Source organism: Haloarchaeobius caseinilyticus, from assembly GCF_051207395.1.
GTDB lineage: Archaea > Halobacteriota > Halobacteria > Halobacteriales > Natrialbaceae > Haloarchaeobius.
Genome location: NZ_JBPJZC010000001.1, coordinates 967,297 through 991,807 on the forward strand (window position 1 = coordinate 967,297; position 24,511 = coordinate 991,807).

Annotated in this window: 37 protein-coding genes, 3 tRNA genes and 1 pseudogene; 16 read left to right on the plus strand and 25 right to left on the minus strand. The window is 63.2% G+C overall.

The features are described 5' to 3' along the window. Positions 1-46 precede the first annotated feature (46 nt). From ACSC1P_RS05030 to ACSC1P_RS05060, 7 genes are all read left to right on the plus strand, one after another. The gene (locus ACSC1P_RS05030) at positions 47-445 is read left to right on the plus strand and encodes a DUF7975 family protein (protein WP_435359039.1); all 399 of its coding nucleotides are present in this window, start codon (positions 47-49) and stop codon (positions 443-445) included. A gap of 149 nt (positions 446-594) precedes the next feature. Continuing rightward, positions 595-1,020 carry a universal stress protein gene (locus ACSC1P_RS05035; protein WP_435359040.1) on the plus strand — a complete coding sequence of 142 codons (426 nt, stop codon included), beginning with the start codon at positions 595-597 and terminating at the stop codon, positions 1,018-1,020. After that, a complete protein-coding gene (locus ACSC1P_RS05040; RefSeq protein ID WP_435359041.1) occupies positions 1,017-3,278 on the plus strand; it encodes an amino acid permease in 2,262 nt (753 codons plus the stop codon). The genes ACSC1P_RS05035 and ACSC1P_RS05040 overlap by 4 nt, the downstream gene beginning before the upstream one ends. Positions 3,279-3,502: 224 nt before the next feature. Further along, positions 3,503-4,201 carry a hypothetical protein gene (locus ACSC1P_RS05045; RefSeq protein ID WP_435359042.1) on the plus strand — a complete coding sequence of 233 codons (699 nt, stop codon included), beginning with the start codon at positions 3,503-3,505 and terminating at the stop codon, positions 4,199-4,201. After that, the gene (locus ACSC1P_RS05050; RefSeq protein ID WP_435359043.1) at positions 4,198-4,830 is read left to right on the plus strand and encodes a DUF2238 domain-containing protein; all 633 of its coding nucleotides are present in this window, start codon (positions 4,198-4,200) and stop codon (positions 4,828-4,830) included. Before ACSC1P_RS05045 ends, ACSC1P_RS05050 begins: the two co-directional genes overlap by 4 nt. 72 nt (positions 4,831-4,902) lie before the next feature. Further along, positions 4,903-5,811, plus strand: a complete 909-nt coding sequence (locus ACSC1P_RS05055) for a DUF4399 domain-containing protein (protein ID WP_435359044.1) — start codon at positions 4,903-4,905, stop codon at positions 5,809-5,811. A 114-nt stretch (positions 5,812-5,925) separates the two neighbouring features. After that, complete coding sequence (locus tag ACSC1P_RS05060; RefSeq protein WP_435359045.1) at positions 5,926-6,234, plus strand: hypothetical protein; 309 nt, start codon at positions 5,926-5,928, stop codon at positions 6,232-6,234. A gap of 79 nt (positions 6,235-6,313) precedes the next feature. On the opposite strand, the gene secY is transcribed toward ACSC1P_RS05060, so the two are convergent. From secY to ACSC1P_RS05185, 25 genes and pseudogenes are all read right to left on the minus strand, one after another. Beyond that, entirely contained in the window at positions 6,314-7,783 is a 1,470-nt protein-coding gene (secY, locus tag ACSC1P_RS05065; RefSeq protein ID WP_435359046.1) for a preprotein translocase subunit SecY, read from the minus strand. 3 nt (positions 7,784-7,786) lie between these two features. Continuing rightward, the gene (locus ACSC1P_RS05070; protein ID WP_435359047.1) at positions 7,787-8,272 is read right to left on the minus strand and encodes an uL15m family ribosomal protein; all 486 of its coding nucleotides are present in this window, start codon (positions 8,270-8,272) and stop codon (positions 7,787-7,789) included. 2 nt (positions 8,273-8,274) lie between these two features. After that, a complete protein-coding gene (locus ACSC1P_RS05075) occupies positions 8,275-8,739 on the minus strand; it encodes a 50S ribosomal protein L30 (RefSeq protein ID WP_435359048.1) in 465 nt (154 codons plus the stop codon). Continuing rightward, on the minus strand, positions 8,739-9,383 hold the full coding sequence (locus ACSC1P_RS05080) for a 30S ribosomal protein S5 (protein WP_435359049.1): 645 nt from the start codon (positions 9,381-9,383) through the stop codon (positions 8,739-8,741). Before ACSC1P_RS05080 ends, ACSC1P_RS05075 begins: the two co-directional genes overlap by 1 nt. A gap of 4 nt (positions 9,384-9,387) precedes the next feature. After that, positions 9,388-9,939: a 50S ribosomal protein L18 gene (locus ACSC1P_RS05085; protein ID WP_435359050.1), complete on the minus strand. Its 552-nt coding sequence runs from the start codon at positions 9,937-9,939 to the stop codon at positions 9,388-9,390. A 1-nt stretch (position 9,940) separates the two neighbouring features. After that, positions 9,941-10,390 (minus strand): 50S ribosomal protein L19e, encoded by a 450-nt coding sequence (locus ACSC1P_RS05090; RefSeq protein WP_435359051.1) that lies wholly within the window; start codon positions 10,388-10,390, stop codon positions 9,941-9,943. Continuing rightward, on the minus strand, positions 10,387-11,097 hold the full coding sequence (locus ACSC1P_RS05095; RefSeq protein WP_435359052.1) for a 50S ribosomal protein L32e: 711 nt from the start codon (positions 11,095-11,097) through the stop codon (positions 10,387-10,389). The genes ACSC1P_RS05090 and ACSC1P_RS05095 overlap by 4 nt, the downstream gene beginning before the upstream one ends. Before the next feature lie 3 nt (positions 11,098-11,100). Then, positions 11,101-11,634: a 50S ribosomal protein L6 gene (locus ACSC1P_RS05100; protein WP_435359053.1), complete on the minus strand. Its 534-nt coding sequence runs from the start codon at positions 11,632-11,634 to the stop codon at positions 11,101-11,103. A 3-nt stretch (positions 11,635-11,637) separates the two neighbouring features. Then, positions 11,638-12,030 (minus strand): 30S ribosomal protein S8, encoded by a 393-nt coding sequence (locus ACSC1P_RS05105; RefSeq protein WP_435359054.1) that lies wholly within the window; start codon positions 12,028-12,030, stop codon positions 11,638-11,640. A 2-nt stretch (positions 12,031-12,032) separates the two neighbouring features. Then, positions 12,033-12,209, minus strand: coding sequence for a 30S ribosomal protein S14 (locus tag ACSC1P_RS05110; protein ID WP_435359055.1), 177 nt, complete (start codon positions 12,207-12,209; stop codon positions 12,033-12,035). Then, the gene (locus tag ACSC1P_RS05115; RefSeq protein WP_435359056.1) at positions 12,202-12,726 is read right to left on the minus strand and encodes a 50S ribosomal protein L5; all 525 of its coding nucleotides are present in this window, start codon (positions 12,724-12,726) and stop codon (positions 12,202-12,204) included. Before ACSC1P_RS05115 ends, ACSC1P_RS05110 begins: the two co-directional genes overlap by 8 nt. After that, a complete protein-coding gene (locus ACSC1P_RS05120) occupies positions 12,723-13,424 on the minus strand; it encodes a 30S ribosomal protein S4e (RefSeq protein ID WP_435359057.1) in 702 nt (233 codons plus the stop codon). Before ACSC1P_RS05120 ends, ACSC1P_RS05115 begins: the two co-directional genes overlap by 4 nt. Further along, the gene (gene rplX, locus ACSC1P_RS05125; RefSeq protein WP_435359058.1) at positions 13,421-13,777 is read right to left on the minus strand and encodes a 50S ribosomal protein L24; all 357 of its coding nucleotides are present in this window, start codon (positions 13,775-13,777) and stop codon (positions 13,421-13,423) included. The genes ACSC1P_RS05120 and rplX overlap by 4 nt, the downstream gene beginning before the upstream one ends. Beyond that, positions 13,774-14,172 carry a 50S ribosomal protein L14 gene (locus ACSC1P_RS05130; protein ID WP_435333476.1) on the minus strand — a complete coding sequence of 133 codons (399 nt, stop codon included), beginning with the start codon at positions 14,170-14,172 and terminating at the stop codon, positions 13,774-13,776. Before ACSC1P_RS05130 ends, rplX begins: the two co-directional genes overlap by 4 nt. A gap of 26 nt (positions 14,173-14,198) precedes the next feature. Next, positions 14,199-14,522: pseudogene (locus ACSC1P_RS05135) on the minus strand (30S ribosomal protein S17); the annotation flags it as partial. Then, the gene (locus ACSC1P_RS05140; RefSeq protein WP_435359059.1) at positions 14,513-14,929 is read right to left on the minus strand and encodes a ribonuclease P protein component 1; all 417 of its coding nucleotides are present in this window, start codon (positions 14,927-14,929) and stop codon (positions 14,513-14,515) included. The pseudogene ACSC1P_RS05135 and the gene ACSC1P_RS05140, both read right to left, overlap by 10 nt. Positions 14,930-14,938: 9 nt before the next feature. Continuing rightward, entirely contained in the window at positions 14,939-15,145 is a 207-nt protein-coding gene (rpmC, locus tag ACSC1P_RS05145) for a 50S ribosomal protein L29 (protein WP_435359060.1), read from the minus strand. Between the two features lie 3 nt (positions 15,146-15,148). Beyond that, complete coding sequence (locus ACSC1P_RS05150) at positions 15,149-16,072, minus strand: 30S ribosomal protein S3 (RefSeq protein WP_435359061.1); 924 nt, start codon at positions 16,070-16,072, stop codon at positions 15,149-15,151. Next, positions 16,072-16,533, minus strand: a complete 462-nt coding sequence (locus tag ACSC1P_RS05155; RefSeq protein WP_435359062.1) for a 50S ribosomal protein L22 — start codon at positions 16,531-16,533, stop codon at positions 16,072-16,074. The genes ACSC1P_RS05150 and ACSC1P_RS05155 overlap by 1 nt, the downstream gene beginning before the upstream one ends. Positions 16,534-16,537: 4 nt before the next feature. Beyond that, a complete protein-coding gene (locus tag ACSC1P_RS05160) occupies positions 16,538-16,966 on the minus strand; it encodes a 30S ribosomal protein S19 (RefSeq protein WP_435359063.1) in 429 nt (142 codons plus the stop codon). Further along, on the minus strand, positions 16,963-17,685 hold the full coding sequence (locus ACSC1P_RS05165; RefSeq protein WP_435359064.1) for a 50S ribosomal protein L2: 723 nt from the start codon (positions 17,683-17,685) through the stop codon (positions 16,963-16,965). The genes ACSC1P_RS05160 and ACSC1P_RS05165 overlap by 4 nt, the downstream gene beginning before the upstream one ends. Positions 17,686-17,687: 2 nt before the next feature. After that, positions 17,688-17,939: a 50S ribosomal protein L23 gene (locus ACSC1P_RS05170; protein ID WP_435359065.1), complete on the minus strand. Its 252-nt coding sequence runs from the start codon at positions 17,937-17,939 to the stop codon at positions 17,688-17,690. Further along, a complete protein-coding gene (gene rpl4p, locus ACSC1P_RS05175; RefSeq protein ID WP_435359066.1) occupies positions 17,936-18,688 on the minus strand; it encodes a 50S ribosomal protein L4 in 753 nt (250 codons plus the stop codon). Before rpl4p ends, ACSC1P_RS05170 begins: the two co-directional genes overlap by 4 nt. A gap of 3 nt (positions 18,689-18,691) precedes the next feature. Then, complete coding sequence (locus ACSC1P_RS05180; protein ID WP_435359067.1) at positions 18,692-19,717, minus strand: 50S ribosomal protein L3; 1,026 nt, start codon at positions 19,715-19,717, stop codon at positions 18,692-18,694. Between the two features lie 6 nt (positions 19,718-19,723). Continuing rightward, positions 19,724-20,581 (minus strand): putative RNA uridine N3 methyltransferase, encoded by an 858-nt coding sequence (locus ACSC1P_RS05185; protein WP_435359068.1) that lies wholly within the window; start codon positions 20,579-20,581, stop codon positions 19,724-19,726. Positions 20,582-20,853: 272 nt separating this feature from the next. Here ACSC1P_RS05185 and ACSC1P_RS05190 point away from each other — a divergent pair. From ACSC1P_RS05190 to ACSC1P_RS05230, 9 genes are all read left to right on the plus strand, one after another. Beyond that, positions 20,854-20,924 (plus strand) — tRNA-Gly (locus tag ACSC1P_RS05190). Between the two features lie 283 nt (positions 20,925-21,207). After that, positions 21,208-21,278, plus strand: a tRNA-Gly gene (locus ACSC1P_RS05195). Between the two features lie 105 nt (positions 21,279-21,383). Beyond that, entirely contained in the window at positions 21,384-21,683 is a 300-nt protein-coding gene (locus tag ACSC1P_RS05200; RefSeq protein WP_435359069.1) for a hypothetical protein, read from the plus strand. An 86-nt stretch (positions 21,684-21,769) separates the two neighbouring features. Further along, positions 21,770-22,204 (plus strand): NUDIX hydrolase, encoded by a 435-nt coding sequence (locus ACSC1P_RS05205; protein ID WP_435359070.1) that lies wholly within the window; start codon positions 21,770-21,772, stop codon positions 22,202-22,204. A 73-nt stretch (positions 22,205-22,277) separates the two neighbouring features. Next, a tRNA-Gly gene (locus ACSC1P_RS05210) sits at positions 22,278-22,348 on the plus strand. A gap of 412 nt (positions 22,349-22,760) precedes the next feature. Further along, positions 22,761-23,372, plus strand: coding sequence for a hypothetical protein (locus ACSC1P_RS05215; protein WP_435359071.1), 612 nt, complete (start codon positions 22,761-22,763; stop codon positions 23,370-23,372). A 44-nt stretch (positions 23,373-23,416) separates the two neighbouring features. Then, positions 23,417-23,677: a hypothetical protein gene (locus ACSC1P_RS05220; protein ID WP_435359072.1), complete on the plus strand. Its 261-nt coding sequence runs from the start codon at positions 23,417-23,419 to the stop codon at positions 23,675-23,677. A 62-nt stretch (positions 23,678-23,739) separates the two neighbouring features. Beyond that, positions 23,740-24,192 carry a universal stress protein gene (locus ACSC1P_RS05225; protein WP_435359073.1) on the plus strand — a complete coding sequence of 151 codons (453 nt, stop codon included), beginning with the start codon at positions 23,740-23,742 and terminating at the stop codon, positions 24,190-24,192. Next, a complete protein-coding gene (locus ACSC1P_RS05230; protein ID WP_435359074.1) occupies positions 24,189-24,506 on the plus strand; it encodes an MTH1187 family thiamine-binding protein in 318 nt (105 codons plus the stop codon). The genes ACSC1P_RS05225 and ACSC1P_RS05230 overlap by 4 nt, the downstream gene beginning before the upstream one ends. The last annotated feature ends 5 nt before the right edge of the window (positions 24,507-24,511 follow it).

Consider the following 24,511-nt stretch of genomic DNA (forward strand, 5'->3'; position numbering starts at 1 on the left):
AAGCGCCTATTCCTCCGACGCACCACGTCTCTCCCACGACCACGCCATGACCCGTTTCGCCGCGACCAGCAGTGAAAACCGAATCGACCTCGTCGAGGACGCAATTGTGGCCCATCGCGAGCGACAGAGCCCTTACGCCGAGTTTACGACCGACCCGAGCGACGACGACATCGAACTCGGTCACGGCGCACCGTGGGTCCAGTACTTCGACGCGACACTCGCGCTCGACTGCACCGACTACGAACTCGACCACCTGAAGTCGCTCTGTGACGAGTTCCCGTCGATGACCGTCGACGAACTGGTCGAACCGGAAGAAGCCGAGGGGACGCACGCACGAATCACGGCGCGAACCGACGACGAACGCGTCGCCCAGTTCGTCGACCGCCTGTTCGCCGACGTGTACGGTCGACCGGACGACTACCGACTGTGGGTCGTCGGTGTCTGAATCGGGTCGCTGTCATCTAATTCCGGGAAAGAGAACTATTTCAGCAATGGGGTTCAATGCCACCCCATGCAACAACCGTATCGCGACGATAGCGTCATCACGCCATCACGGCGATGCAACTACTCCGTGCCGGGTGGGGGTGGTGGGTGATGTCGCTGTTCAGTCACGCTCTCGTACCAATCGCCAACGCTGACGACGCCGCGGCGACACTCGATTCTCTCTTTCCCTACCTCGACGAGGACGCCCACATCACGGTCGTCCACGTCATCGAGAAAGCTGGCGGTGCCCCGGACAAAGCCAGCGTCGAACAGCGCGAGGAACACGCGGAAGAAGCGTTCGAACTCGTCCGTCAGCGGTGTGCCGACGCAGGCGTCGACTGTGAGACACGGCTCACGTACGGGACCGACGTGCCAGAGACGGTGTTCGACATCGCCACGGAAGTCGACGCATCGGCCATCGCGTTCGTCTCCCGGCCAGGGAACCGACTCATCCGCTTCCTGTCGGGCGACAATGCACTCGATTTCGTGACGAAGGCAAACCTGCCCGTCGTCGCACTCCCCGGTGAGGACGAATGAGCGACGAGGAACTCGCCAAAGACCTCGGCCCGCTCGCGGCCTTGACCATCGGGGTCGGGACGATGATCGGAGCAGGCATCTTCGTCCTCCCCGGACAGGCGGCCGGAGAAGCAGGCCCCGCCATCGCCGTCTCGTTCATCGTCGGTGGCGTCATCTCGCTGTTCACCGCACTCTCCGCGTCGGAACTCGGGACGGCGATGCCGAAAGCAGGCGGTGGCTACTACTACGTGAACCACGCGCTCGGGCCGCTGTTCGGCTCCATCGCCGGGATGGGGAACTGGATCGGTCTCGCGTTCGCCTCTGCGTTCTACATGCTCGGGTTCGGTGACTTTCTCATTCAGTTGGTGGACGTCCCGAGCGTCGACCTCGCGGTTATCGCCCTGTCGTCGGAGCAGGTCGCGGCGCTGTTCGCTGGTCTCGTGTTCATCGGCGTAAACTACGCCGGTGCCAAAGAGACGGGACGACTACAGAATATCATCGTGTTGACGCTGGTAGCGATACTTACGCTGTTCAGCATCGTCGGTTTCTTCAGTGCCGATCTCTCGACGCTGCGCCCGTTCGCACCGCCAGAGACTGGTGGATACGGGGCGATTCTCCCGGGAACTGCACTGGTGTTCGTCTCGTTCCTCGGCTTTGCAAAGATAACGACTGTCGCCGAAGAGATACGCAACCCAGGACGGAACCTGCCACTCGCAATCGTCGGTTCGGTCGTCATCGTCACCGTCATGTACGCCATCATCATGGTCGTCCTGATGGGTGTCATCAACTGGGACATCCTCGCGAGTTCCGAGACGCCGGTGGTCGACGTGGCGGAGGTCGCGTTCGGCAACGCGTTCGAAATCGCCTGGCTCGGTGCAGGCCTCATCATCTTCGCAGGGTTGCTGGCGACTGCCTCCAGTGCGAACGCGTCGATTCTCGCCTCCTCTCGAATCAATTTCGCCATGGGTCGTGACAAACTCATCACGTCGAAGCTCAACGACATCCACCCTCGCTTCTCGACGCCGTACCGGTCGATCGTTGTCACCGGCATTTTCATCCTCGCGTTCATCGCGTTCGGGGACATCAAAATATTGGCAAAGGCAGGAAGCGTCCTCCACCTGGTGGTCTACGGCCTGTTGAATCTCGCGCTCATCGTGATGCGCGAGGCTAACGTCGACGAGTACGACCCGGACTTCACGGTACCGCTGTACCCACTTACGCCGATACTGGGCGCAATCCTCTCGTTCGGACTCATCTACTTCATGGACCCTGCCGAAATCGGTGTGAGCCTCGTCTTCATCGCGTTCGGTGTCGTCTGGTACTTGCTGTACGCCCGCTCTCGAACCGACAAACAGGGCATTCTCAGCCAGTACATCCTCCACCGGAGCGACGAGATGCCCGACGCTGCAGTCAGTGCCGCGAACACCGTCGCTCCCGACGGCGGCCAATACCGCGTGATGGTTCCGCTGGCGAATCCGGCCCACGAGAAAGACCTCATCTCGCTGGCGAGCGCCATCGCCAAACAGCGCGGTGGGACCGTCGTCGCGACCCACATCGTGCAGGTGCCCGACCAGACGTCGCTCTCGTACGCGAAGGACCACATCGACGAGCTCGACGCGACCGGGAAGGGTCTGCTCGACGACGCGCGTGAGCACGCCGAAGCGTTCGACGTGCCCGTCGAGACGCACACCATCCTCTCACACCGGTCGTTCGAGGAAGTGTTCGACGCGGCCGAGACCCACAACGCAGACCTCGTCGTGATGGGTTGGGGTAAGCATTCGCACGGCCGCGCCGAGTCCCGCGTGGACGAACTCACGCAGGACGTGCCGTGTGACTTCCTCGTGCTGAAAGACCGCGGGTTCGACCCCGATCGTGTCCTCGTCCCGACCGCTGGTGGTCCGGACTCCGACCTCTCGGCAGCGGTCGCCCACTCACTGCAGCGTCAGTACGACTCCGAAATCGAGTTGCTCTACGTCCGCCGTCCGGACGACGAGACTCACGACGAGGCCGAAGCGTTCCTCGACGACTGGGCGGCAGACCACGACCTCACCGACGCGACCTACATCGTCGACGACGGTGGCGACGTGGAGGAAGCAATCGAACGACACGCCCGCGACGCGTCGATGCTCGTCCTCGGGGCGACCGAGCGTGGCCTGCTCTCACGGCTGCTCCGTGGCTCGCTCGTCATGGAAGTCGTGAACGACGTGGACTGCTCCGTCCTGCTCGCAGAGAAACAGCGAAAGACGAGCGTCCGCCAGCGGCTGTTCGGTCGGAAGTAGTCGAGACGGGCCGACCGTCTCACCGCTGATTTTTCGATATCACACTGTCCGTACAGTTTCCGGTTACCACCAACTCGCTGGTATCCTCAAGCCGCCTGACCGTCTACTCTGCAGTAACGGGGGGAGAGAATGTATCGAAGAGAGCCAGAGCCATCTCGAAGAACCCGGCGTATCGTACTCGAAGCAACAGCAACGGTACCTGCACGAGCGGTGGTGACCAGCCCGTGATTGGGACACTCCGCCGTGGGACGAACGCACTGGTCGCGTGGGCGCTCGTCGCTGGCCTGCTCGCGCTCGCCGCGACGGCCTACGCGACCGCGGCGTACCACTGGGCGTCGCTCATCGTCGTGGTCGCCGTCCTCTCGGTCGTCCCGGCACTCGTCGCCCGGTCGCTCGCGCGGGTTCCGCCGTGGCCGCTGCTGGTCGTCGCGAGCGTCCCACTGACGGTCCGAACGCTCGGGGCAGCGACCGTCGGCGGGACCGCTGACGACGCGTCGGGCCGGGCGTTCGACTACGCCGCCGACGCTGGCCTCGAACTCTCGTGGCTGGTCACGCCACAGTTCGTCGGCGACAGTGTCGAACTCGTCGTGACGTTCGCCGACGCGGCTGCACTCGCGGCTATCGCGTTACTGGTCGTCGCACAGGTCCAGACGTTCACCCGGTTGCGGATGACGACCGGCTTCGGGATGCTGTTCGTCGTCGTGACGACGATGGGGCTCGCAGGGTTCTGGGCTATCGTGCGCTGGGCGACCGCCGACGTGTTCGGCCTCACTTTCGTCGCCACGAACGAGGCGCTCATGCACGAGTTCGCCACGACGGCGCTGGCGGGCTTCCTCGTCGCGGTCGTGTTCGGCCCCTACTTCTGTCGCGCGAGACCCGCACCGAGACGGCAGCCAGTGGGACAGCGCGGGGTGCGCCGATGAATCCACTCGGCCCGGTCGAACGTGCCGCAGGCTTACTCGTCCGCGTCCTCCAACTCGCCCTGTTGGCCATCGTCTTCGTCGGCCTCGACCAGTCGAGTCTCGGTATCGTCGTCAACGCGCTCGGCGCACTCGGCGTCACGCTCCTCCCGGCCGTCCTCCGAAAGGACCGCCGCTTCACCATGCACGTGTACCTCGTCCTGTGGGTGACCGGTGCGGTGGTACTCCACGCCGCCGGGACACTCGGTCCGTACGTCGAATACAGATGGTTCGACAACTTGACCCACGCTTCCTCGGCCTCCGTCGTCGCGGCCGTCGGCTACGCCGCCGCACGGTCGATGGACGTTCATAGCGAACACCTCCGGCTCACACCCGGATTCACGTTCGTCTACCTGCTCCTGTTCGTCATGGCCGCCGGCGTCTGCTGGGAACTCTTCGAGTACGGCGTCACGCTCGGTGCCACAGAATTGGGTCAGCCGACACCCCTCGTACAGAACAGCCTCGACGACACGGTCTCCGACCTCGTCTTCGATACCCTCGGCGCGCTCGTCGTCGCCCTGTTCGGGACGGTGTACCTCCGGGACAAGATGGGTATCAGACCGGCGACGACTTCCTCGGTGGGGCCGCGATAACCCCTCGGCAGTCTGCCGGTTTTGGCGTCAGCTCCATCTACGTCCCCGTCCTATTTTCTCGTAACCAAAGACATGTCCTCTACTACGAAACGTTCGGAAACTGCCACGGTCGATGCCAGCCGTCGACGCGCACTGCTCGCTTCACTCGCAACGACCACCGTCTACGTGACTGCGGGCTGTCTCTCCGGTGAACAGACGGACGACACCTCGCCAGCGGGCGACCCCGGTGTCGACAGCCCAGCGAGCTACGCCGACGACGCCAGCGTCTCGTTCGTCACCCCGACCGACGGGCAGACCGTCCGTGGCGGCGTCTCCGTCGTCATGCAGGCGGAAAACGTCGAACTGGAACCCGCCGGCCAGCCTCGTGACGGCGCGGGCCACTTCCACCTCATCGTCGACGGCGACCCCACCGCCGCGGGCGAAATCATCCCCGCCGACGAGACGCACTTCCACTACGGCGACGCGTCCACAGCCACTGTCCTCGACCTCTCACCCGGTGAACACCGCCTCGTCCTGCAGTTGGGCGACGGCAACCACCGCGCGACCGACCTCACCGACGAAGTCACCGTCAGAGTCGAAGACGACGCCATCGCGACCTTCACCGAACCCGAAGACGGCGCGACCGTGACGAGTCCCGTCCACTTCGCGTGGGAGACGGAGAACTTCGCCCTCGAACCGGCCGGTGAGATTCGGCAAAACTCGGGACACGCAGTTCTGCTCGTCGACAACGACCCAGTGCAGGTCGGGAAACAGATTCCGGACGACGAGGGGCACATCCACTTCGACGACGGTGAGACCGAAACGACGCTCGACCTCGAACCGGGTGAACACCGCATCGTGCTGCAAGTCGGCAACGGCCAGCACCTGGCGACGCCGCTGGTCGACGAAATCACAGTCACTGTCGAAGCGGCCGACGATACCGGGGAGAACACCACGACGAACGAACCCACTACGGCGACCCGTTCGGTTCACCGTCCCTAGAGAGGTTCCCGTCGATACAGTCAGACAGTTCCACATCTACCGTGTGTCTGAATCTATACACGTAACTCGTTCTTCAAGCTCTCTGGCGCCCTCTCTCCACATGGGTGAAACCCTATGGTGACAGTACTGGGAAGAGAGACGGTCGAGGACATCGAAGTCTGGAAGCGAGCGCTCCACGAATCCGCGGACCGACGGAAAGAACACGGTTCGATGGAAGCGTCGACGGGCTACCGAGTGTTCACCGTCTCGGACGACCCGAACGAACTCGTCTTCCTGTTCGAGTGGGACTCCATCGAGAACGCCCGAGCCTATTTCGACAGTTCCGAAACCGCTGTCATCGTCGAGGAAGCAGGCGTCCTCGAACGAGAGATTTCCTTCCTCGACGAGGCCGAAACGAAGTCGCCCGAACGACCGACCGCGTGACGGCAGTCGACTCGTCGCTGGCGTCGTCACTAGTCGTGAGAGAATAAACGAGAGAAGTGCTGTACGCGGTGTACAGCGATTAGTTGCCGAACATCTGGCGCATCATCGGGTGCATCTCCATGAGCTGCTCTTCGGCGATCTCCTCGTACAGTTTGTACGTGATGGAGACCGTCAGCAGCAGCCCGGTCCCGGTGACGCTCCCGACCGTACCGAGCATGTTCGCCATGACGGCGAGCAGCCCGACGAGGGCACCACCGATGACAGTGACTTGCGGAATGTACCGCTCCATCACCTTCTCGATGACGCCGACGTTCTGGCGGAAGCCGGGAATCTGCATCCCGGAGTTCTGAATCTGCTTGGCTGTGGACTCGGGACCCATGTCCGTGGTCTCGACCCAGAAGATGGCGAACAACGCGCCGCCACCGATCATGAACGTCAGGTCGATACCCACGCGCAGGAGCACCTGCCACACCTCCATCGAGGCAGCCGTCCCGGTCGTCGACCACCACATCCAGTCAGACGGCGACTGGATGGGTGCCAGGTAGTAGAACAGCCCACCGGTGGCCTGTCCGCTACTGTACTGACCGAGCCAGGCTGGGATACCGACCGCGCTGTCGAGACCGCGCCCGAGGAACTGGATGTTCGCCTGCAGGGCGCGGACGAGGATCATCGGCAGGACGGACGCGTAGATGAGCTTCACGGGGAAGCGACCACGCGCGCCCTTGACCCTCGCGTGACTGAGCGGAATCTCGACACGGACACTCTCCGCGTAGACGACGATCGTGAAGATGAGGATCGTCGTCGCGAGCGCGATGATGTGTCCCTCGTTGCCGAGGAAGTCGGCGAAGCCCGAGGTCGTCAGGATGTTGAAGCCGGCCTGGCCGGCCACGATGGCGTACCAGTCACCGAACATCTGGAGGATGCCGGTGACGAGGCTCTGGCTCACGCCTGCGATGATGAACAGGCCGATACCGGAGCCGACGCCCCACTTGCTGACGATCTCGTCCATGAACAGGACGAGGACGCCGCCCATGAATATCTGGGCGAAGATGAGCCACTTGACGGCTGCGCTCGCGTTCGCGGCTCCGACCATCCCGGCGACGGTCTGGGCTGCCGCACCTTCGACGGGCAGGATGCCCCCGGAGAGGAACACCATCGGGAGGCCCGTCAGACAGATCATCACCAGTACCAGCAACTTCTGGAGGCCCTGGTAGAGGATCTGGTCACGCGGATCGTTCGTGTCGAGACCGAGCAGATTCGCCCCGCCGAGCAACTGTAAGACGATGCTCGCCGTGACGATCGGCCCGATGCCGAGGTGCAGTATCGAACGATTCGCGCCAGCCAGTATCGACCGGAACTGGCCGAACGCGTCCCCACCTCCTGACCCCACCGGTTGCGTCCCGTAGACGGTGATGGTGGTCAAGAAGAAGTACAGTACCAGCACGCCAGCGGTCCATCCCAGCTTTCGCTTGAACGGGACGTGACCCTCTGGACGCTGGACTGCGGGCATTCGCGTCAGGACCGGTTCGGCAGCCTCCTTCCATCCCATGGCTTATTCCTCGTCTGACTCGGCTTCTTGAGTGTCTTCCGGTTCTTCCGCGCGGTCTGTCAGGACTGCCTCACCGCCGGCCTCCTCGATGAGACCGCGTGCGCTCGCGGTGAACGCGTCGGCGTGAACTTCGAGTTCGTTGCGAACCTGCCCGTTGCCGAGCACTTTCACAACGTCAGCCTCGTGACCGTCTTCGACGACATCGCGTGCGTCGATGACGTAGCGGTCGCCGTCTTCCTCAGCGAGGTCGTCGGCGACGTAGAGGACTGCGTCCTCGTCGAGCTTCTGGACGGAAATCTCGACGACGTCGTCCTGTACGCCCTGCGGGCGCTTGAAGCCGTGTTTTCCGAGCGGTTCGTAGTTGTGGAACTCGTGCTTGGATCGACCTGCGCGGCCGCGGCCACCGCGGTGACCGGCACCGCGCCGGTTCTTGTGCGTACCGCCACCGTGCGTGCGCGAGCCTCGCTGGCGTCGTTTCTTGCTCGTCATGGTTATCGCATCGCTTTGAGGAGCTTGTCGATCTCCTCTGTCGTGTGCTTACCGAGTTCGCCACCTTCCTTGGTCGGGTGCTTGACACCGTCGTGCCCCTTCCGCGGCGGGTGCAGGCGCAGGACCGGCGAGAGACCCTGCTCGCGCAGCGTCGTCTCCTCGGCCAGCAGCGCCTCGGCGAGACTCTCGAAGCTGTCGTAGTCGGTGTTCTCTGCGAGCCACTCCTCGTCCACGTCGCCTTCGCCCTGCTCGGGCTCGGCGCGCTTCGTGAGGACCGTCACGAGGACGTCCGCGCTCGGCTCGCCCATCGCGACGTAGTCGTTCACCTTCGTGAGCATGCCACGGTACGTGTCCGTCTCGGGGACGAGCGTGGCGTGGTTCACGCGGTGGACGTTGAGCATCTTCAGGGTGTCGTCGATGGAACCGGTCCGGTCGACTTCACCACGGAGCTGGACGACTGCTTGCATCAGTCAGCCACCTCCTCCTCGGCCACGTTTCGCGCGCGGCGAGACTGCGACGCGTTCTCCAGTGCGTTGAACGTCGCCTTGGCGAAGTTCACCGTGGTACGAGTGTTACCGTAGGACTTCGTCCAGGCGTCCTCGATACCGGCGAGTTCGAGCACCTTCGTGACCGTCTCGCTCGCGGCGAGTCCCAGCCCGAGCGGGGCGGGGATGAGGTCGACCTCGACGGACCCGGCCTTGCCGGACGTCCGGTGCGTGAGCGAGTGCGGCTTGGTGGACCGGTCCTCCCAGGAACCGGAGCCACGCGGCACGTCGATGATGTTCAGCTTCGCGATACCGATCGCCTTCTGGATGGCAGCGCCGACCTGGTCGTCGCGTCCTTCGGCGTATCCGACGTATCCGTCGCGGTTGCCGATTGCGACGACACAGCGGAACTTCACACGGCGGCCGGAGTCGGTCATACGCTGGACCATGTTGATGTCCAGCACTTCGTCGTCCATTCCGGGGAGGAGTTGGTCGACGACTTCGGGCTCCTTCAGCGGGAGACCCGAGTTGAGGGCCTGCTCCATCGAATCGATGTCGCCCTCCTGTACCATCTTGCCGAGCCGCGTGACGGGCTCCCAGCCGTTGTCGTAGTCGTTTCGGGCCATGTGTTTAGAGCTCCATCAGCGTTTCACGCACTTCGTCGAAGTGCGCGGGAAGGTCTGTTGCGTCGAAGTCGCCGCTGTACAGCGGCTCGTCGAGTTGCTCTGCGTACTCGGCGATGTGCTCACCGCGGTTTCGCTCCCAGTCGGCGAGCACGTCGTCGTTGTGCGGGATGTCGAGGCCAGCGTCGATTGCGCCCTCCTGCACTGCGAACACCTTCGAACCGGGTGTCGCCGTGTTGAGGCCGATGTCGAGCACTGCTTCCTCGACTCCTGCGTCGAGCGCGCGCTTGCCAGCCAGCAGACCGGTCAGGTAGGCCGCGGAGATGTTCCCCGTGGGGGCCTCCCAGCCGTGCTCTGCCAGGTCGGACGAGTGCGCACTCGCGAGTGTGTTGTCGCCGTCAGGTCCGGGGGTGACCAGCTGCGCCGTCATATGCTTGTTGCTCTTGCGAGCCACGAGCCGGGGTTTCCCGGACTTCAGCAGACGCAACCTCTGATGGTAATCAGTCCGGACCTCTCGGCGACGCCGCATCGGAACCTTGTATCGTGGTCCTGTCGCCATATTATTCGTCACCGTAGTTGTTGTCGATGTAGTTCAGCAGGTACTGGACGCTGCGGAACTCCCCACCGCGGGACTTGTTGTAGAGTTCACGGTACTGCGTACGCGTGAGCTCGCCCTCGCCGCGGAGTTCGTTGAGCTTCTTCCGCTGTGCGCGAATGCGCTGCTGCCAGTCCTCCTTCGAGTCCTGACGGCCGCCTTTCTTACCCTTGCGCTTGCCCGGGCCCTTCTGGTGGCCGTAGGCGCGCTTGGCTTTGCGCTCGCGGGAGCGTCCTTTCGAGTTCCCTTTCTTGTCCTTCGCTCGAATCGAGCCCTCGTCGACCAGTTCGCGGATGTCCTCACGCGTAATCGCTTCCGCGATGTCGCTCTGTGCGTCGGGGCTGAACCAGACACGGTTCTTGCCGACGTCGAGGACGTCCGACGCCAGTCGCTTCTGGGCGGAGAGGTCAGTCATTCGTCTACCTCCACTTCGACGTAGGTCGGGTTGAGAACCCGAATCTCGTTCTCTTCAGCCTGTTCTTCGATGCGCTCGCGCTTGCGAGCACCGACGGTCGAGGCGATACGGACCGCTTCCGTGTCACCGTCGACGCCGTCGAGGTCGTCCGTGTTGTGCACACGAACCTCCTCGAAGCCCGAGGGGTGCTTGCCGCGCACCTCGGTGGGCGTGCGGTAGCCAGCCTCGACCTTCGGGCCCTTGCCCTTGATACCGCGGCGCTGCTTGGACAGGCCACCGCGGGGCTTGCGCCAGGACTCGGGCGTGCGCTTCTTCTTGTGGTAATCCTGGCGCTTGAACGCCGGCTTACCGTCGCGCGCACGCTTCTGGAGCATCTGCTCCGTCTGCTCGTCGAGTTCGGGCGTCTTGTCGACCAGCCCACGTGGCTGGAGTTCGGTTTCGACGTCCTCGGCCGCCTCGGCCTCGGCTTCGTCTTCTTCCTCGTCGCCCTCGATCTCGGCCTCGGTGTCTTCCGACACTTCGAGGTCGCCGACGTCGGCCTTGATACGCGCAGCGAGCGCGTTCCCAATGCCTTCGACTTCGGCGAGGTCGGACTGCGAGGCCTTCTTGATGTCTTCGACGTTCTCGTAGCCTGCGTCGCGCAGGGCGTCGGCTTTTGCGGAGCCGACACCGCTGATGTCTTCGAGTTCCTGTGGTTCGTCAGCCATACGTTAGGCACCTCCCTTCGCGGGCTTCTGTGTGATATAGACGCCGTCCTGGAAGACACGGGTGTCCTTCCCGCTGACGCGGGTCAGCTGTTCGATGTCTGCGGCGGTCTGCCCGACGTGTTCCTTGCTGGGACCACTCAGGGTCAGCTCCTCGCCGTCGACATGAACCTCCGTGTCGCCGTGGATGGTCGTTCGTCGCGGTGCTTTCTCGCCGAGGAAGTTCTCGATAACGACCTCTTCGCCCTCGACTGCCACCTGCATCGGGAAGTGAGAGTAGTAAACCTCCATCTGGTACTCCCACCCGTCGGTGACGCCGTGGAACATGTTCGTGATGTGGCTCTCGAAGGTGCCGACGGTCGAACGCGTCTTCGCGTTCTCTTCGTCGGACTCGATGACCACTTGGTCGTCCTCGACGCTCACGGTGATGTCGGGGTACCAGAGGCGTCGTGTGACCGACCCCTCGGGACCGTCGACGGTGATGTCGAGATGGTCCATCTCGGCGCTTACTTCGTCCGGAATGTCCAGTTCTACTCGCATTGTTTAGTAGACGTATGCGACAACTTGGCCACCGACGCCCAGGTCACGTGCCTCGTAGTGGCTCATGACGCCCTCGCTGGTCGTCACGATGAGCGCACCGTAGTCACGTGCGGGGAGGTATCGCTTCTCCCACTTCTCGTACTCGTCGACACCGACGGAGTATCGGGGCTTGACGGCGCCGCATTCGTTAATCGCGCCTTTTAGTTCGACCTCGAACCGACCGGACTTGCCGTCGTCGACGAACTCGAAGCCGTCGATGTACCCGTGGTCGTAGAAGACCTCGAGGACGGAGCCGATCTGGTTCGAAGCGGGCTCAACTTCGTGGGTGAGATGCCCGACGCTCTCGGCATTGTTGACGCCGGAGAGCGCGTTGCTGAACGGATCGTTCGCTGTCATGGTTATCGGTACTTTTTGAAGCCCATGTCTCGGGCAATCTCTCGGAAGCACTGTCGGCAGAGCCAGATGTCGTACTTGCCTACGAGGCCCTGCTTACGGCCACAGCGCTGGCAGTCTTCGATCTGACCCGTGCGCTTTGCTGCGTGCTCACCGGTCTCTTCTTGTTCACTTTCACTCATCGTCAGTCACCTCTACGTCGAATTCGGATGCGATGAACGCGACGGCGTCCTCGGGGTCCAGGCGGTGGTTCGCCGGAATCTGGCGGGAACGCTTGTCGCGCTTGTTGACGCGGTAGCCCGGACGGACGAGGTTGACCGTCACGTCCAGTCCGAAAATACCGACGTTCGGGTCGTACTCCTGCGACGGGAAGTCGGTGTGCTCTTCGACACCAAAGCTGAAGTTCCCGGTCTCGTCGAACTGCGACGGTGTGACCGTCGCGAGCGGGAGCGCGGTGTCGAGGAACTCGCGAGCCGACTCACCGCGAAGGGTAACCTTCGCGCCGATCGGGTCGCCCTCACGGATACCGAAGTCCGGCAGCGTGGCCTTCGCCTGCGTGCGGACGGACTGCTGGCCCGTGACGGCCTCGAGGATGCCTTCTGCGTTCTGGAGCTTGCGCCCGCCCTCGCCGACGCCCATGTGGACGACGACCTTCTCGATGGTCGGGGTGCGCATCTCGTGGAACTCGGCTTCGCTCATTCGTCATCACCTGTGAAGTTCTCGTCGATGACGACGACGTAGTCCTCGATAGTCTCGAAGGAGTCCTCCTCACCCTCGACGAACACGGTGTTGTGGCCGGAGCCGGCTGTCACCTTGATCTCCGAAATCTCGCCGATTTCGCCCGCGTGACTGCCCTTGACGGCGGTCACGAGTGCGCCTTCCTCGTACGGGAAGTGGGCGACGATTTCGGTCGACTCGTTGTCGACGATGATGGAGTCCTTCGCGCTGTACTCACTGGCGTCTTCGAGCTGCAGCGTCTGGCCGTCGTGGAGCGAGAGCTGCGTCTCGCCACCAGTGACCTGGCGCTTGCCCGTGATCTTGCCGAGCTTCGAGTCTGCCGCGTCTGCCTCGATGGGCGAGAGGGCCAGTCGGCCGCCCTCGTCCGGGAAGACGCGGTAGTACTCGTTACGCTCGGTGAACGCGACGATGTCGAACATCCCGACAGGTCGCTGCTCGTCGGAGACTGCCTTGCCGTTGATCAGGACGCTGTCCTGATTCAGGGCGTAGCGGGCTTCCTTCTTCGAGTCGACGTAGCCGAGGACGTCGCGGAGCAGGATGACCAGCGGGACACCCTCCTCGCCGTGCGGGCCGGAATCGGCCTTCACGGTGAACGTCTCGGTCTTACGCTCGACCGGCCAGGACTTCGGAACGGAGAGTCGCTTCTGGTGTTTGGTCATTCGTCATCACCTTCCAGACGCGCCTCGCGACGCTCGTCTTCGAGGTCGAGTTCCGTGATACGGACGTTCGAGGGCTCCAGACGGCGGGGAACCTCCTCGCCGTCGGCCTTCTCGAGCGTGACTTCCTCGACCGAGATGGTCGCGGATTTGAGGTCGACGTCGAGGACTTCGCCTTCTTCGCCGGCGAAGTCACCGCGCATGACCTCGACCGTGTCGCCCTCGTTAACGCGGGCGCGACGACGGCCGTACTCCTCACGGAGGTCCTCGCTCAGCGTCGCGCGGACCTGCTTCTGCTTCTTGTGCAGGGGGGCGCGTGCTGCCTGGTTACGCTGTTTGCGTGGTTGTCGTGTCATACTATCATCGTAGCCGTGGACGCGATGCTTCCGAATCGCTCTGCGACTTCGCGTGCGATGGGGCCCTTGATTTCCGAACCCTGGGGCTCCTCGTTCTCGTTGATGAGGACGGCCGCATTGTCCTCGAACTTCACGCGCGTGCCGTCGGGGCGTCGGATGGGCTTGCGCTGCCGGATGATGACTGCCTCTTTGACCTGGCGACGCTCTTCGGGCGTCCCCTTGGTCACCGAGACGGTCACCTTGTCACCGAGACCAGCCTTCGGGTGGCGGTTCTTGGTGCCGTGGTAGCCAGCGACCGAGATGACCTTCACCTCGCGTGCGCCGGTGTTGTCGGAGCACGTCAGCAGCGAGCCTTTCTCGAGGCCCTGCGTGACGTCAGCCTTCAGAGCTTCCATCAGGCGTCACCTCCATCGGCGTCGATTACTTCAACGACCACGTGCGATTTCGTCTTCGACAGTGGTCGGCACTCTGCGATCTTGACCGTGTCACCGAGCTCGGGCTCGAGCACGCCCGGCACGTGTGCCGGGATGCGCGAGCGACGCTTCATGTACCGGTCGTACTTGGGTACACGAACGTCGTACTCTCGCTCGACGACGATGGTCTTGTCCATGTCCGTCGAGACGACCTTCCCCTCGAGGGTCTGCCCTCGAACGGAGAGTTCGCCGTAGAACGGACACTTCTCATAGTCGTACTCCTCCGGGTTGTCTGGTTCCGGAGGCTTTGTTACGTCAAGTCCTATCGCCATTTCGAATCACCTTTTGTTTCGGTGCGAAGAGCAGGTCGTGAGAGCAGTCTGACTCCATCCACCGTAACGTAGGCCACGTCGTCGCCGGTAGGGAGGCCCGGTTTCGACGTAGTCCCCGACTCCTTCTTGAAGTCGGCGGTTTCATCTGTGAGTCTGAACTGGAATACCGTTCCTTGCTTGGGCACCTGGCGCACCCGAGACTCCCCGTCCGCGTGCTCGACGGCGAACTCGTCGCCGTCTCGCTGCCGTCGCGCTTCGGGCGCGACGCACTCCACGTGGACTGTCTGCATCGTCTCGATGACGATGCGACCAGCTATCCCGACGAGGTCGGGGTTCGAAGCGTCGACGACCTCTACGTAGAGGCCGTTGAGTTCGTGTCGCGGGAGTGTTTCGGGTGTGAGCGCCATGTTGGTGGATTACTCTTCGTCTGCTTCTTCCTGCTGAATCGTCTTGATGCGCGCGATGGTCTTGCGCAGCTCACCGATGCGGCCCGGATTCTCCGGGGCACCACCGGCGGCCTGCACGGCCTTCGCGTTCAGCAGTTCCGTTTCGAGTTCGTCGAGTTCTTCCTCGCGTTCCTGCTCGGTGAGCTCTCGAATCTCGTCGGGGTGGAGAATCGCCATGGATTACTCCTCCTCCTCTTCGTCGTCTTCCATCTCTTCGACCATCGCGGCGGCCTCTTCCTCGACGGCGTCGTCGAGTTCGTCGAGTTCCTCCTCGATGTCCTCGTCGTCGCCGGGGAGTTCGACCTCCTCGTCGTCGAAGTCTTCAGGGGACTCGTCGAGGACTTCCTCGACGACTTCCTCGTCCTCGGCGGGCTCGGCAGCCTCGCTGGGCTCGCCCTCCTGGACCTCTTCTTGAATCTCTTCGAGTTCTTCCTCGGTCGGCTCGTCGAGGAGTTCCTCGACTGCCTCGTTGGCTTCGACGGCTTCGGGGGCGACTTCGTTGACGTCCTCGCCCTCGTAGATTTCGAAGTCGTCGGGGAGTTCGGCTTCCGGCGGGATGATTTTCACCGTGACACCGATGGTCCCGAGCTTCATGACGGCGACGCCCTGACCCTCGTCGACGATGGTCTCGGCGGGTTCGCCGTTGTGCTTGATGTAGCCGTCGTTGAACTTCTCGACGCGCGAACGCGCGCCGGTGACCTTCCCGGACAGGACGATCTCGGCACCGAGGGCGCCGGAGTCCATGATGCGTTCGAGCGTGGTGTGGCCTGCCTTACGGAAGTACCAGCCACGTTCGAGCGCGTTGGCGAGACGGTCGGCGACGATACGTGCGTTGAGGTCGGGTTGCTCGACCTCCTGCACGTCGATCTGCGGGTCGTCGAGGTTGAACTTCTCCTCGAGCATCGTCGTGACCTTTCGGATGTTCTCACCGCCCTTGCCGATGACCATACCGGGCTTCTCGGCCTTCAGGACGATCTGGGTGCCCATCGGCGTCTTGGCGACTTCCATGCCGCCGTAGCCGGCGCGACCGAGTTCCTCTGCGAAGAACTCGTCGATCTGGGACCGCTGCATACCGTCTCGGATGAACTGGTGTTCGTCTGCCATTAGTTCTCGACCTCCTCGACGACTATCTCGACGTCGACCTGGGGTGTGTTCCAAGCCGTCGCGCGACCCATCGCACGGGGCTTGCGGCCCGGCGACTCTCCGACCTTGTGGGCGGCGACGTGGACGATCTCCATCGTCTCACCGTCGAAGCCCTGGTGGTCGGCGTTGGCGGCGACGTTCTCCAGCAGGTCGAGGAACGCCTTGCTGGCCTTCTCGGGGTAGCGACCGGCGTCCCAGCCGTCGATGTCGCTCTTGTGGCCGACGCCGCTGTTGTGCTGCTTGAACGGGACCGAGCGGTCGCCCTCGATGACCGCATCGAGGTACTCCTGCGCCTCGGCGACCGTCTTGCCCTTGATCTCGCGGGCGATGGCCTTGCTGTGCTTGTTGCTCATGTGACGCTCCCGAAGCATGGCTTTCGCCGTCTTCTCCGGGTCTGCGTCGACGCTGTAGTTGATTCCCATGGTATCACTTCAGGGGCACGAACTTCGAGGAGCGCGTCGCACCGATACCGGCCTGTCCGTGCGTGACGGACGAGCGGGTGAGCTGGAACTCGCCAAGGTAGTGTCCGATCATCTCGGGCTGGACCTTGACGCGCTCGAACTCCTGACCGGTGTAGACCGCGAACGTGAGGTCTACGAACTCCGGGAGCACCGGCATGTCGCGCAGGTGCGTCCGAATCGGGTCGTTGGCGCTCTGTTGTTCGTCGTAGTCGCTAGCCTTCTCCAGGAGTTTCTCCTTCTCCACGGAGAGGCCGCGGACGATACTTCGCCGCTGTCGTGCGGGGAGCAGTTCTGCGACCTCGTCGAGGTCCATGTCCTGCAGCTCGTCGAGCGTGTGGCCACGGTAGGTGAACTCCTCGTCGTCCTCGCGGCCAGTTCTGTAATCTTGGCTCATTTGTTACCACCTCGGCCTGTGCGCCGAGATGCAATGTCACCGACCTTCCGGCCCGGCGGGGCGTCCCGCGAGACGGACTTGGGTCGGCCAGGGTGCTGGCGGCCACCGCCACCGAACGGGTGGTCGACGGCGTTCATCGCCACACCACGGACGTTCGGCCACTTCGTGCCGCGCGCTTTCATCTTGTGATACTTCGAACCTGCCTTCACGAACGGCTTCTCCGTACGACCGCCACCAGCGACCACACCGACCGTGGCGCGGCACTGCGGGTCGAGTCGCTTCATCTCGCCGCTGGGCAGTTGGACGACCGTCGAATTACGGTCGTGCGTGATGATGTCGGCGCTCGTCCCGGAGGACCGGGAGAACTTGCCGCCGTCACCGGGCTGGCGCTCGATGTTGCACACCGGGACCCCTTCCGGAATCTCGGCGAGCGGGAGCGTGTTACCCGGTGCGATCTCGGCGGACACACCGACTTGCAGTTCGTCGCCCACGGCGATGCCCTCGGGCGCGAGCACGAGGCGCTGGTCGCCGTCTTCGAACTCGACGGCCACGACCGGTGCGGACCGGGCGGGATCGTGTTCGATGTCGACGACGGTACCGCTGACGACGTCCGAATCTTCTGGCGTCTTGTGCTTGAGGTCAGACTTGTATCGGTGCGAGGGGGCACGGAACGTCGGCCCACCGCGACCACGTCGCTGACCCTGGATTCTTCGTCCCATTGTCAGAACACCCCGATTCGAGAGGCGACTTCTTGTGCGTCGTCGTCTTCTCCGAGTCGGACGACTGCCTTCTTGTGACCCTTCATGGTCATCTGCGTGTTGACCTTCGCGACCGACACGTCGAAGCGCTCCTCGACGTCGTTGCGAATCTCAGTCTTGTTCGCGTCCGCGTCGACGACGAACTGGAGCTTGTTCTCGAAGTCCATGTCGTTCATCGCTTTCTCAGTGACGAGGGGGAACTTGACGACGCTCATCGGTCGGCCACCTCCTCGACTGCGGCCTCGGTGAACACGGTCAGGCGACCGGCGTGTGCGCCGGGCGCGAGGTCTTCCACGTTCACGTTCTGGGCCGTGGCGACGTCGACGCCCGCGAGGTTACGTGCGGCCTTCGACTGGCCGGCCTCGCTGGACGTGACGAACAGGACCGACTTCGGGCGCTTGTACTTGCGGCCACGGGTCGTCCCGCGACCGGCTCGGACTTTCTTGCCGTCGTCCGCGCGCTCGACGTCGTCGTGTGCGCCGACTGCTTCGAGGAAGGAGACGACCTCCTTCGTCTTCAGCAGGTCCTCGAAGTCGTCGGAGACGACGAGGGGCAGGTCGAGGCTGTCGTCGAAGCGGTGTCCGCGCTCGGCGACGCGCTCTGCGTCGACGGTCGCGGCGAGTGCGCTCCGGAACGCGAGTTTGCGCTCTTTCTTGTTGATGGCCTCGCCCTGGTCTTTCTCTTCTTTCGGCGGGTGTGCTTTGCGACCGCCCACCGTCTGGGGGACGCGGGCACCCTGCCCGTTCGAGCGCGGTACGTGTGCCATACCGCGGCCCGAGCCGAACGATTCTGCGGAGGTACGCATGCCGGCGTAGTCGTCGGCACCGTACGGCTGCTTTCGGTTGGCCTGGGCGGCACGGACTGCGCGCTCGATGAGGTCGGGTCGGTACTGCGTACCGAAGACCTCGGGCAGGTCGAGCGAGTCGGCCTCGGAGCCGTCCAGGTCGTAGATGGTTGCCTGCATGGTTTATCCCTGATTCGATGCTGTGGAGACGAAGCGCACCTCGGGGTCGAGGCGCGGCTGGTCGTTCGGCCGGACGGCCGGGCGGAACCGGAGAAGACGCTTGTCCGGACCGGGCAGCGAACCCTTCACGAGCGTGAACGGGCCGCTGATTTCGCCGTAGTTGACGAAGCCACCGTCGACGTTGACGTCGTCGACAGCTTCGTCGTCGCCGATCTGGACGAGGCGCTTGTTGAGTTCCGTGCGCTGGTGGTAGCCCATCTGACCCTGCTGCGGAACGGTCGAGCGAACGCGGCTCGGGTTCCACGGGCCGAGGTTACCGATGCGACGCCGCCATCCCTGGCGGGCGTGCTTGCCCTTGCGCTTCTGGACGCCCCAGCGCTTGACCGGGCCCTGGGTGCCCTTCCCTTTCGTCACGCCGGAGACGTCGGTGTACTCTCCGTCGCGGAACTGGTCTTTCATCTCGTGAACGCCGCCCTCGGCGATGAGTTCGAGCCCGAAGTCGACGCGCTCCTGCACGGAGCCGCCGCCGATTCGAGTCTCCATCACGTCGGGCTTCTTCTTCGGTACGGAAGCGACGTCGCTCGGGACGGTGTGCGTAATCGCACGAACGTCCGAGACGTCACCGGACTCGACGGCCTCGCGGAGCTCGTCCGCGGCGGCCTCGGTGTCCGATTCCTCGGGAAGGTCCAGAACGCGGTCGAGTTCGTCGTGGAACTCGTCCGTCCAGACTTCCGTCAGCGGCTTCTTTCCGTACGGCGTGTCTTCGTACGCTCGCAGAGCGACCGCTCGCATTGGCGGTGTCTCCACGATGGTGACAGGGACGGTCTCCTCCATCCCTTCGCGGGGGGAGTTGGACTCGTCGTTGATCATCACCACGTGGGTCATACCGGCCTTGTAGCCAGCGAAGCCCTGCAGCGTCGGCTGTCCGTCGTCGTCCGGCCACGAGTTGAAGCGCGGGACCTCGGAGGTCGCACGCTTTCGTGGGCCGAACCCCATGGAGCCTTTACGTGGTCTGCTTGGTTGTGGCATCGTTGTTCACTCTCTGAGTGTCAGGCAGGCAAGGGTAGCGAACAGAGCCTCTTCCGTTCGCACGACCTTGCTGCCTTGTTGCGGAATCGAGTTCAGCCAAAGGTCGAACCCGCCGGCGGTGGGTTCGGTGGCGTCCTCGGTGTCCGTGGCCTGTATATCGGCCACGTCGATTCCGAGTATGTCAGGCAGTCCTCGACCTGGCGAACCGAACACGACGGTCATCCCGTCGTGCTCGATTTGCCCGACCAGACTCCCGAGTCGCCCCACGGAGAGTTCTTCCCCGTGGCGCGACGTCGCGATTCGGAGTCCGGCGTCGTTACGGTCGAGCGCTTCCTGGAGGTCCGTGCGTTCGACTGTGAACCCGGATATGGGCTCGTTGGCCAGTCGTGCACGGACCGGACGTCTCGAAGATACCCTGACGGTTACGCGCTCCCGCTCCCCGGGCACATCCATATCGGATGGCACGACGAGCGAGATCGGGTGTTGCAGTCCGCAATTGACCCGGACGCGCCTGTCAGGTCCGACCTCGGTCACGATTCCCTGTCTTATCGACCCCGAATCGTCTGATTCGGAGCCGGTCTGCGACGGTGCGCGCAGCGGCGGCAAGATACCGGCGTACTCCAGTTCGCTGCGTTGCCCCCACGCCTCCTTTCGGAGGTATGGCGGCGTCGCGGCGTATTCGAGTACGGTGCTTACGAACCCGCCGCCCCATCTGGTCTCGCCGTCTTCGTCGGGGAAGACGACCAGCCTGTCTGCCCGGAACACCGTCGCCGCGCGGGCGACGTAGCCGATCTTACGAGTTGCCTCGCGTTTGTCTTCGGCTTCCCGGACGAGGGACGACGGCACGAGCACGCTAGTGGTCATGCCGTGACGCTTGGACGCCTCGTCACTAGACTGTAGCGAATTTATTCTGACGATGGTTAAAAGGGTGCCGGATTCCATTTCCGGTTGTGATGGGTCCTCACGCCCGCTAGAGCGTGTTTGGCGTTGTCATGCTTGTGCAATCAGGCCCGCGTGCGTGCGGGAATCAAAAATTGGTGTGTTGGCACCGGGCTGTGGGGTGAATTGGCCTACCGCAGACCGCTCGATTCAGAAGTCTTATATCATCGCCGGCGGTTAGAATTGAGTGCAGACAGGCGCTGGTAGTGTAGTGGTATCACGTGACCTTGCCATGGTCACAACCTGGGTTCAAATCCCAGCCAGCGCATTTCTCCGAAACCAACGACGAGGAGCGAAGCGACGAGTCAGGTTTCGGAAAATCGCAGCTGGCGTTTTGAACGTTCGAGCGAACGCAGTGAGCGAGAGAAGTTCAAATCCCAGCCCAGTTCTCTTGGCGGCTCAAGTCGTTCACTTCATCGTCCTCCCGTACCGCGACGACGTCGACGAACTGCCTGAGTCACCCCGATTCTGCAGCGACACGACAGCGGCTTGTCTACTCAACGTGTCAACATATGCCCCCGCCGCGAGTCAGTCGTCAATGGAGACACGATGCGCTGGTAGTGTAGTGGTATCACGTGACCGTTCCACGGTCGAGACCTGGGTTCGACTCCTAGTCAGCGCACTTCTTTCGGATTCGTCGTCACGAGCTGGTGTTGTCCCTACCGATTGACCCCTCAATCACGCCGCAGTAACCGGTATCACCGATTCTCCCTTCTGTTCAGGTGAGATGACTTTCGAAGTCGCAACGGGTTGGCGGACGTACCTCAGGGACTTACTCATCGTCTTCGGTGTTCTCGTGTTCTTCAGCCTCGTCTTCGCCGGGTACGACACGTTCAGCATCCTCGCGATGCAGGCCGCGCGCGTGACACGGGACATGTTCTTCACGGACCTGAACGACGAGCTCGGGTTGTACGCACTCGCGGGAGTGTATCTGTTGCTCGAAGCACTCGTCATCACGACCGGTGTGTATCTGGTCCGTCGACGGCTGGCCCGGCTTCTCCGGCCGTCGCCACCGACGACGCCCTGAGCGGGTACGGGTGGTCGGTCAGTTCGCCTCGGTCGCCACAGTGACTGGGCAACGGTTTCTTCGCAGTTCACCGTCTCGTGGGACGCATGGACTGGCGAGACATTCGCCCGACGGCGCTCGGAATCGTCCGACGGGAAGGCGACGAGATTCTCGTGCAACGCTACGAAGACGACGGCGAGCAGTTCTTCCGGCCGCTCGGCGGCGGGCTGGAGTTCGGCGAGCGGGCAGCCGACGCGCTCGTCCGCGAGTTCGACGAAGAACTCGACGAGGCGGTCGTGCCGGGCGAGCGACTCGGCGTGTTAGAGAACGTCTTCGAGTTCGAGGAGACTCCGGGCCACGAGGTCGTGTTCGTCTTCGAGGCGCACTTCGCCGACAGGTCGGTGTACGAGTGCGAGGAACTAGCTGGCTTCGAAGACGACGGGAGCGGGGAGTTTACGGCGCGCTGGGAACCGATGTCTCGGTTTACCGACGGCGACGACACGCTCTATCCCGAGGGGCTACCGACCCTGTTGGCCGAGTGATTCCGGCGAGGGCGTCGACTCATATCGTAGGGTTTTAAAACTCGCGGGCCATCGGTCAGAATGTAGTCGCACTGCGCTGGTAGTGTAGTGGTATCACGTGACCTTGCCATGGTCACAACCTGGGTTCAAATCCCAGCCAGCGCATTTCTCCGAAACCAACGACGAGGAGCGAAGCGACGAGTCAGGTTTCGGAAAATCGCAGCTGGCGTTTTGAACCCGACGAGACGCAGTTCCGAACAGAGTGAAGAAACCGTCTCGGCTCGGTTCAAATCCCAGCCAGCGCACTTCTCTCGAAACAACTCCGTGAGCAGTCGCTCTGCGACTGCGAAGACGACGTTGTGAGAGGAAGTCGAAACGGTGGGAGTTGAACGTTCGAGCGAGTGCAACGAGCGAGAGTAGTTCAAATCCCAGCCAGCACTCCGGTCCTACCGTTTACGACGACTGACACCAGCACCGATACCCATCACCCGAAAAACATTCTCCACCAACCACTTCGAAATTTTCACATTCACTCCGCGGTCCGTCTTTTTATTCAGGCGCGTTCCGATGGCAGACGATGAGACTACTCCGGCGGATTACGGGCATCTTCGGGAGTGAGGAGACGGCCGAGGCGACGACGGGAACGGCCGGTCACCCCGGAACAACTGACACAGGCGAGGGAACGGCGACGACTGCAGCGACGACCAGTCCGAAGACACCGGGACAGAGAGAAGCGTCGGCCGACGACGACCGCACCGAGACGAGTGCGAGCGAGGCGGCTACAGATGACGACGCGGCAGCGGCCACTGACCGCGTCGAAGACGAACCGGACCCGCGCGACAGAGTCGACGTGTTCCGCGAACAGGCGACGGCCTGTGTCGAGCGCTGGCCGGCGTACGACCTCGACTACACGTTGGAGTCCCTCGCCAGACTGGACGACCTCGTGGACGACCTCGAGGCCAGTGGGGCCGACCAAGAACTCGTCCTCGCGCTCGGGAGTTACTTCGGTGAGACGCTGCTGAATAACGGAGACGGCGAGTGGGAGAAGCCCGCAGGCGGGAACTGGGCGGTCGTCCTCGACGGTGGTGAGACGGACGTAACGCTGAACGTGTTCCAACTCGCTGCAGGCGCGTTCCGTGGGACGAGTGGCTTCGCAGCGACGTATCGGGCGGTCGAGCAGCGGTTGTAGGAACTGGTCCTCCTGTTTTTCCTTCTCGGGAGACTACACGGCGTATGAAGCGACTCTCCCGGCCTCGGGTGTGGGTGTTCGTCCGCGAGTCCGTAATCGTTCGTTGGTTGGTGGCACCGATGTTGCTCCTCGGGACGTTCGCGCTCCTCATCGGACTGGCAGCGTCGCCGATGCCCCCGGCGCAGGTCGCGGAGGTGTCGATATACTTCGTCGCCATCGGGAGTGCGGTGATGTTCGTCGGGTTGTCGGTCGAGTACGTGGTGAAGCGACTGCTCGAATCGGACGACCAGCGTGAGTACTACTGACACGCGAAACCTCGGCTCGGCGCGGTAAGGTTTTTTTCACCCCCTCTCGAACAGTGGTCGATATGGAACGCGCACTCGCCGTCATCCGTAACGATTCAGACACCACGAAAGCCCTCGTCCGCGAGGCAGGAGAACTCGCCGCGGGCGTCGACGCGGACCTGGTGTTGCTTCACGTCCTCCCAGAAGAGGAGTACGACGAGATCATGTCGTCGCGACTGGAGACGAAGAGCAAGAGCTTCTCGCTGGACGAAGCGGAGATGGAGGCCGAACACTTCGCCACACAGGTCGGGAGCAAGGCGCTCGAAGACGTCGACATCGAGTACGAAATCCTCGGTATCGTCGGCCGCGAGGAGACGACCATCCTCGACGTCGCCGACGAGAAGGACGCCGACCACGTGTTCATCTCGGGTCGACGACGCTCGCCAAGTGGGAAGGCGCTGTTCGGTGACCTGACCCAGCGCGTCATGCTCAACTTCGAGGGGATGGTCACGGTGCAACTCCACGACGACGAATGACCGTCGTCGCATTCCTCTCGGTCGCGCCGGTCGTCGAGGACAGCATGGCCAGTGAGGTGGCGAAAGCCGTCGCCGCGCTCGACGACTTCGACGTGACGTACGAGACGACGCCGATGGGGACGACCATCGAAGCCGACGACATCGGGACCGTCTTCGCGGCCGCACAGGCTGCACACGAAGCGGTCGACGGCGACCGCGTCTCGACGTTCCTGAAGATAGACGACAAGCGGACGAAAGAGACGACGGCGGCCGACAAGGTCGCGGCAGTCGAGGGCCACCTCGGCCGGGCGGCACGAAGCGACGCCGACGAGTAGCCGCT

What these genes read in the sequence shown, in the direction of transcription:
- ACSC1P_RS05185 (WP_435359068.1), bottom strand. Translation starts at nt 20,581, where the DNA reads ATGACCACTAGCGTGCTCGTGCCGTCGTCCCTCGTCCGGGAAGCCGAA.
- ACSC1P_RS05170 (WP_435359065.1), bottom strand. Translation starts at nt 17,939, where the DNA reads ATGAGCGTCGTCAAGTTCCCCCTCGTCACTGAGAAAGCGATGAACGAC.
- secY (WP_435359046.1), bottom strand. Translation starts at nt 7,783, where the DNA reads ATGGGATGGAAGGAGGCTGCCGAACCGGTCCTGACGCGAATGCCCGCA.
- ACSC1P_RS05230 (WP_435359074.1), top strand. Translation starts at nt 24,189, where the DNA reads ATGACCGTCGTCGCATTCCTCTCGGTCGCGCCGGTCGTCGAGGACAGC.
- ACSC1P_RS05085 (WP_435359050.1), bottom strand. Translation starts at nt 9,939, where the DNA reads ATGGCGACAGGACCACGATACAAGGTTCCGATGCGGCGTCGCCGAGAG.
- ACSC1P_RS05110 (WP_435359055.1), bottom strand. Translation starts at nt 12,209, where the DNA reads ATGAGTGAAAGTGAACAAGAAGAGACCGGTGAGCACGCAGCAAAGCGC.
- rpmC (WP_435359060.1), bottom strand. Translation starts at nt 15,145, where the DNA reads ATGGCGATTCTCCACCCCGACGAGATTCGAGAGCTCACCGAGCAGGAA.
- ACSC1P_RS05055 (WP_435359044.1), top strand. Translation starts at nt 4,903, where the DNA reads ATGTCCTCTACTACGAAACGTTCGGAAACTGCCACGGTCGATGCCAGC.
- ACSC1P_RS05215 (WP_435359071.1), top strand. Translation starts at nt 22,761, where the DNA reads ATGAGACTACTCCGGCGGATTACGGGCATCTTCGGGAGTGAGGAGACG.
- ACSC1P_RS05180 (WP_435359067.1), bottom strand. Translation starts at nt 19,717, where the DNA reads ATGCCACAACCAAGCAGACCACGTAAAGGCTCCATGGGGTTCGGCCCA.
- ACSC1P_RS05105 (WP_435359054.1), bottom strand. Translation starts at nt 12,030, where the DNA reads ATGACAGCGAACGATCCGTTCAGCAACGCGCTCTCCGGCGTCAACAAT.
- ACSC1P_RS05160 (WP_435359063.1), bottom strand. Translation starts at nt 16,966, where the DNA reads ATGAGCCAAGATTACAGAACTGGCCGCGAGGACGACGAGGAGTTCACC.
- ACSC1P_RS05225 (WP_435359073.1), top strand. Translation starts at nt 23,740, where the DNA reads ATGGAACGCGCACTCGCCGTCATCCGTAACGATTCAGACACCACGAAA.
- ACSC1P_RS05030 (WP_435359039.1), top strand. Translation starts at nt 47, where the DNA reads ATGACCCGTTTCGCCGCGACCAGCAGTGAAAACCGAATCGACCTCGTC.
- ACSC1P_RS05060 (WP_435359045.1), top strand. Translation starts at nt 5,926, where the DNA reads ATGGTGACAGTACTGGGAAGAGAGACGGTCGAGGACATCGAAGTCTGG.
- ACSC1P_RS05040 (WP_435359041.1), top strand. Translation starts at nt 1,017, where the DNA reads ATGAGCGACGAGGAACTCGCCAAAGACCTCGGCCCGCTCGCGGCCTTG.
- ACSC1P_RS05130 (WP_435333476.1), bottom strand. Translation starts at nt 14,172, where the DNA reads ATGGAAGCTCTGAAGGCTGACGTCACGCAGGGCCTCGAGAAAGGCTCG.
- ACSC1P_RS05115 (WP_435359056.1), bottom strand. Translation starts at nt 12,726, where the DNA reads ATGAGCGAAGCCGAGTTCCACGAGATGCGCACCCCGACCATCGAGAAG.
- ACSC1P_RS05080 (WP_435359049.1), bottom strand. Translation starts at nt 9,383, where the DNA reads ATGGCCCGAAACGACTACGACAACGGCTGGGAGCCCGTCACGCGGCTC.
- ACSC1P_RS05090 (WP_435359051.1), bottom strand. Translation starts at nt 10,390, where the DNA reads ATGACTGACCTCTCCGCCCAGAAGCGACTGGCGTCGGACGTCCTCGAC.
- ACSC1P_RS05220 (WP_435359072.1), top strand. Translation starts at nt 23,417, where the DNA reads ATGAAGCGACTCTCCCGGCCTCGGGTGTGGGTGTTCGTCCGCGAGTCC.
- ACSC1P_RS05200 (WP_435359069.1), top strand. Translation starts at nt 21,384, where the DNA reads ATGACTTTCGAAGTCGCAACGGGTTGGCGGACGTACCTCAGGGACTTA.
- ACSC1P_RS05070 (WP_435359047.1), bottom strand. Translation starts at nt 8,272, where the DNA reads ATGACGAGCAAGAAACGACGCCAGCGAGGCTCGCGCACGCACGGTGGC.
- ACSC1P_RS05120 (WP_435359057.1), bottom strand. Translation starts at nt 13,424, where the DNA reads ATGACCAAACACCAGAAGCGACTCTCCGTTCCGAAGTCCTGGCCGGTC.
- ACSC1P_RS05100 (WP_435359053.1), bottom strand. Translation starts at nt 11,634, where the DNA reads ATGCGAGTAGAACTGGACATTCCGGACGAAGTAAGCGCCGAGATGGAC.
- ACSC1P_RS05140 (WP_435359059.1), bottom strand. Translation starts at nt 14,929, where the DNA reads ATGGCGCTCACACCCGAAACACTCCCGCGACACGAACTCAACGGCCTC.
- ACSC1P_RS05095 (WP_435359052.1), bottom strand. Translation starts at nt 11,097, where the DNA reads ATGGCTGACGAACCACAGGAACTCGAAGACATCAGCGGTGTCGGCTCC.
- ACSC1P_RS05155 (WP_435359062.1), bottom strand. Translation starts at nt 16,533, where the DNA reads ATGGGAATCAACTACAGCGTCGACGCAGACCCGGAGAAGACGGCGAAA.
- ACSC1P_RS05165 (WP_435359064.1), bottom strand. Translation starts at nt 17,685, where the DNA reads ATGGGACGAAGAATCCAGGGTCAGCGACGTGGTCGCGGTGGGCCGACG.
- ACSC1P_RS05050 (WP_435359043.1), top strand. Translation starts at nt 4,198, where the DNA reads ATGAATCCACTCGGCCCGGTCGAACGTGCCGCAGGCTTACTCGTCCGC.
- rpl4p (WP_435359066.1), bottom strand. Translation starts at nt 18,688, where the DNA reads ATGCAGGCAACCATCTACGACCTGGACGGCTCCGAGGCCGACTCGCTC.
- ACSC1P_RS05035 (WP_435359040.1), top strand. Translation starts at nt 595, where the DNA reads ATGTCGCTGTTCAGTCACGCTCTCGTACCAATCGCCAACGCTGACGAC.
- rplX (WP_435359058.1), bottom strand. Translation starts at nt 13,777, where the DNA reads ATGACACGACAACCACGCAAACAGCGTAACCAGGCAGCACGCGCCCCC.
- ACSC1P_RS05075 (WP_435359048.1), bottom strand. Translation starts at nt 8,739, where the DNA reads ATGCAAGCAGTCGTCCAGCTCCGTGGTGAAGTCGACCGGACCGGTTCC.
- ACSC1P_RS05150 (WP_435359061.1), bottom strand. Translation starts at nt 16,072, where the DNA reads ATGGCAGACGAACACCAGTTCATCCGAGACGGTATGCAGCGGTCCCAG.
- ACSC1P_RS05205 (WP_435359070.1), top strand. Translation starts at nt 21,770, where the DNA reads ATGGACTGGCGAGACATTCGCCCGACGGCGCTCGGAATCGTCCGACGG.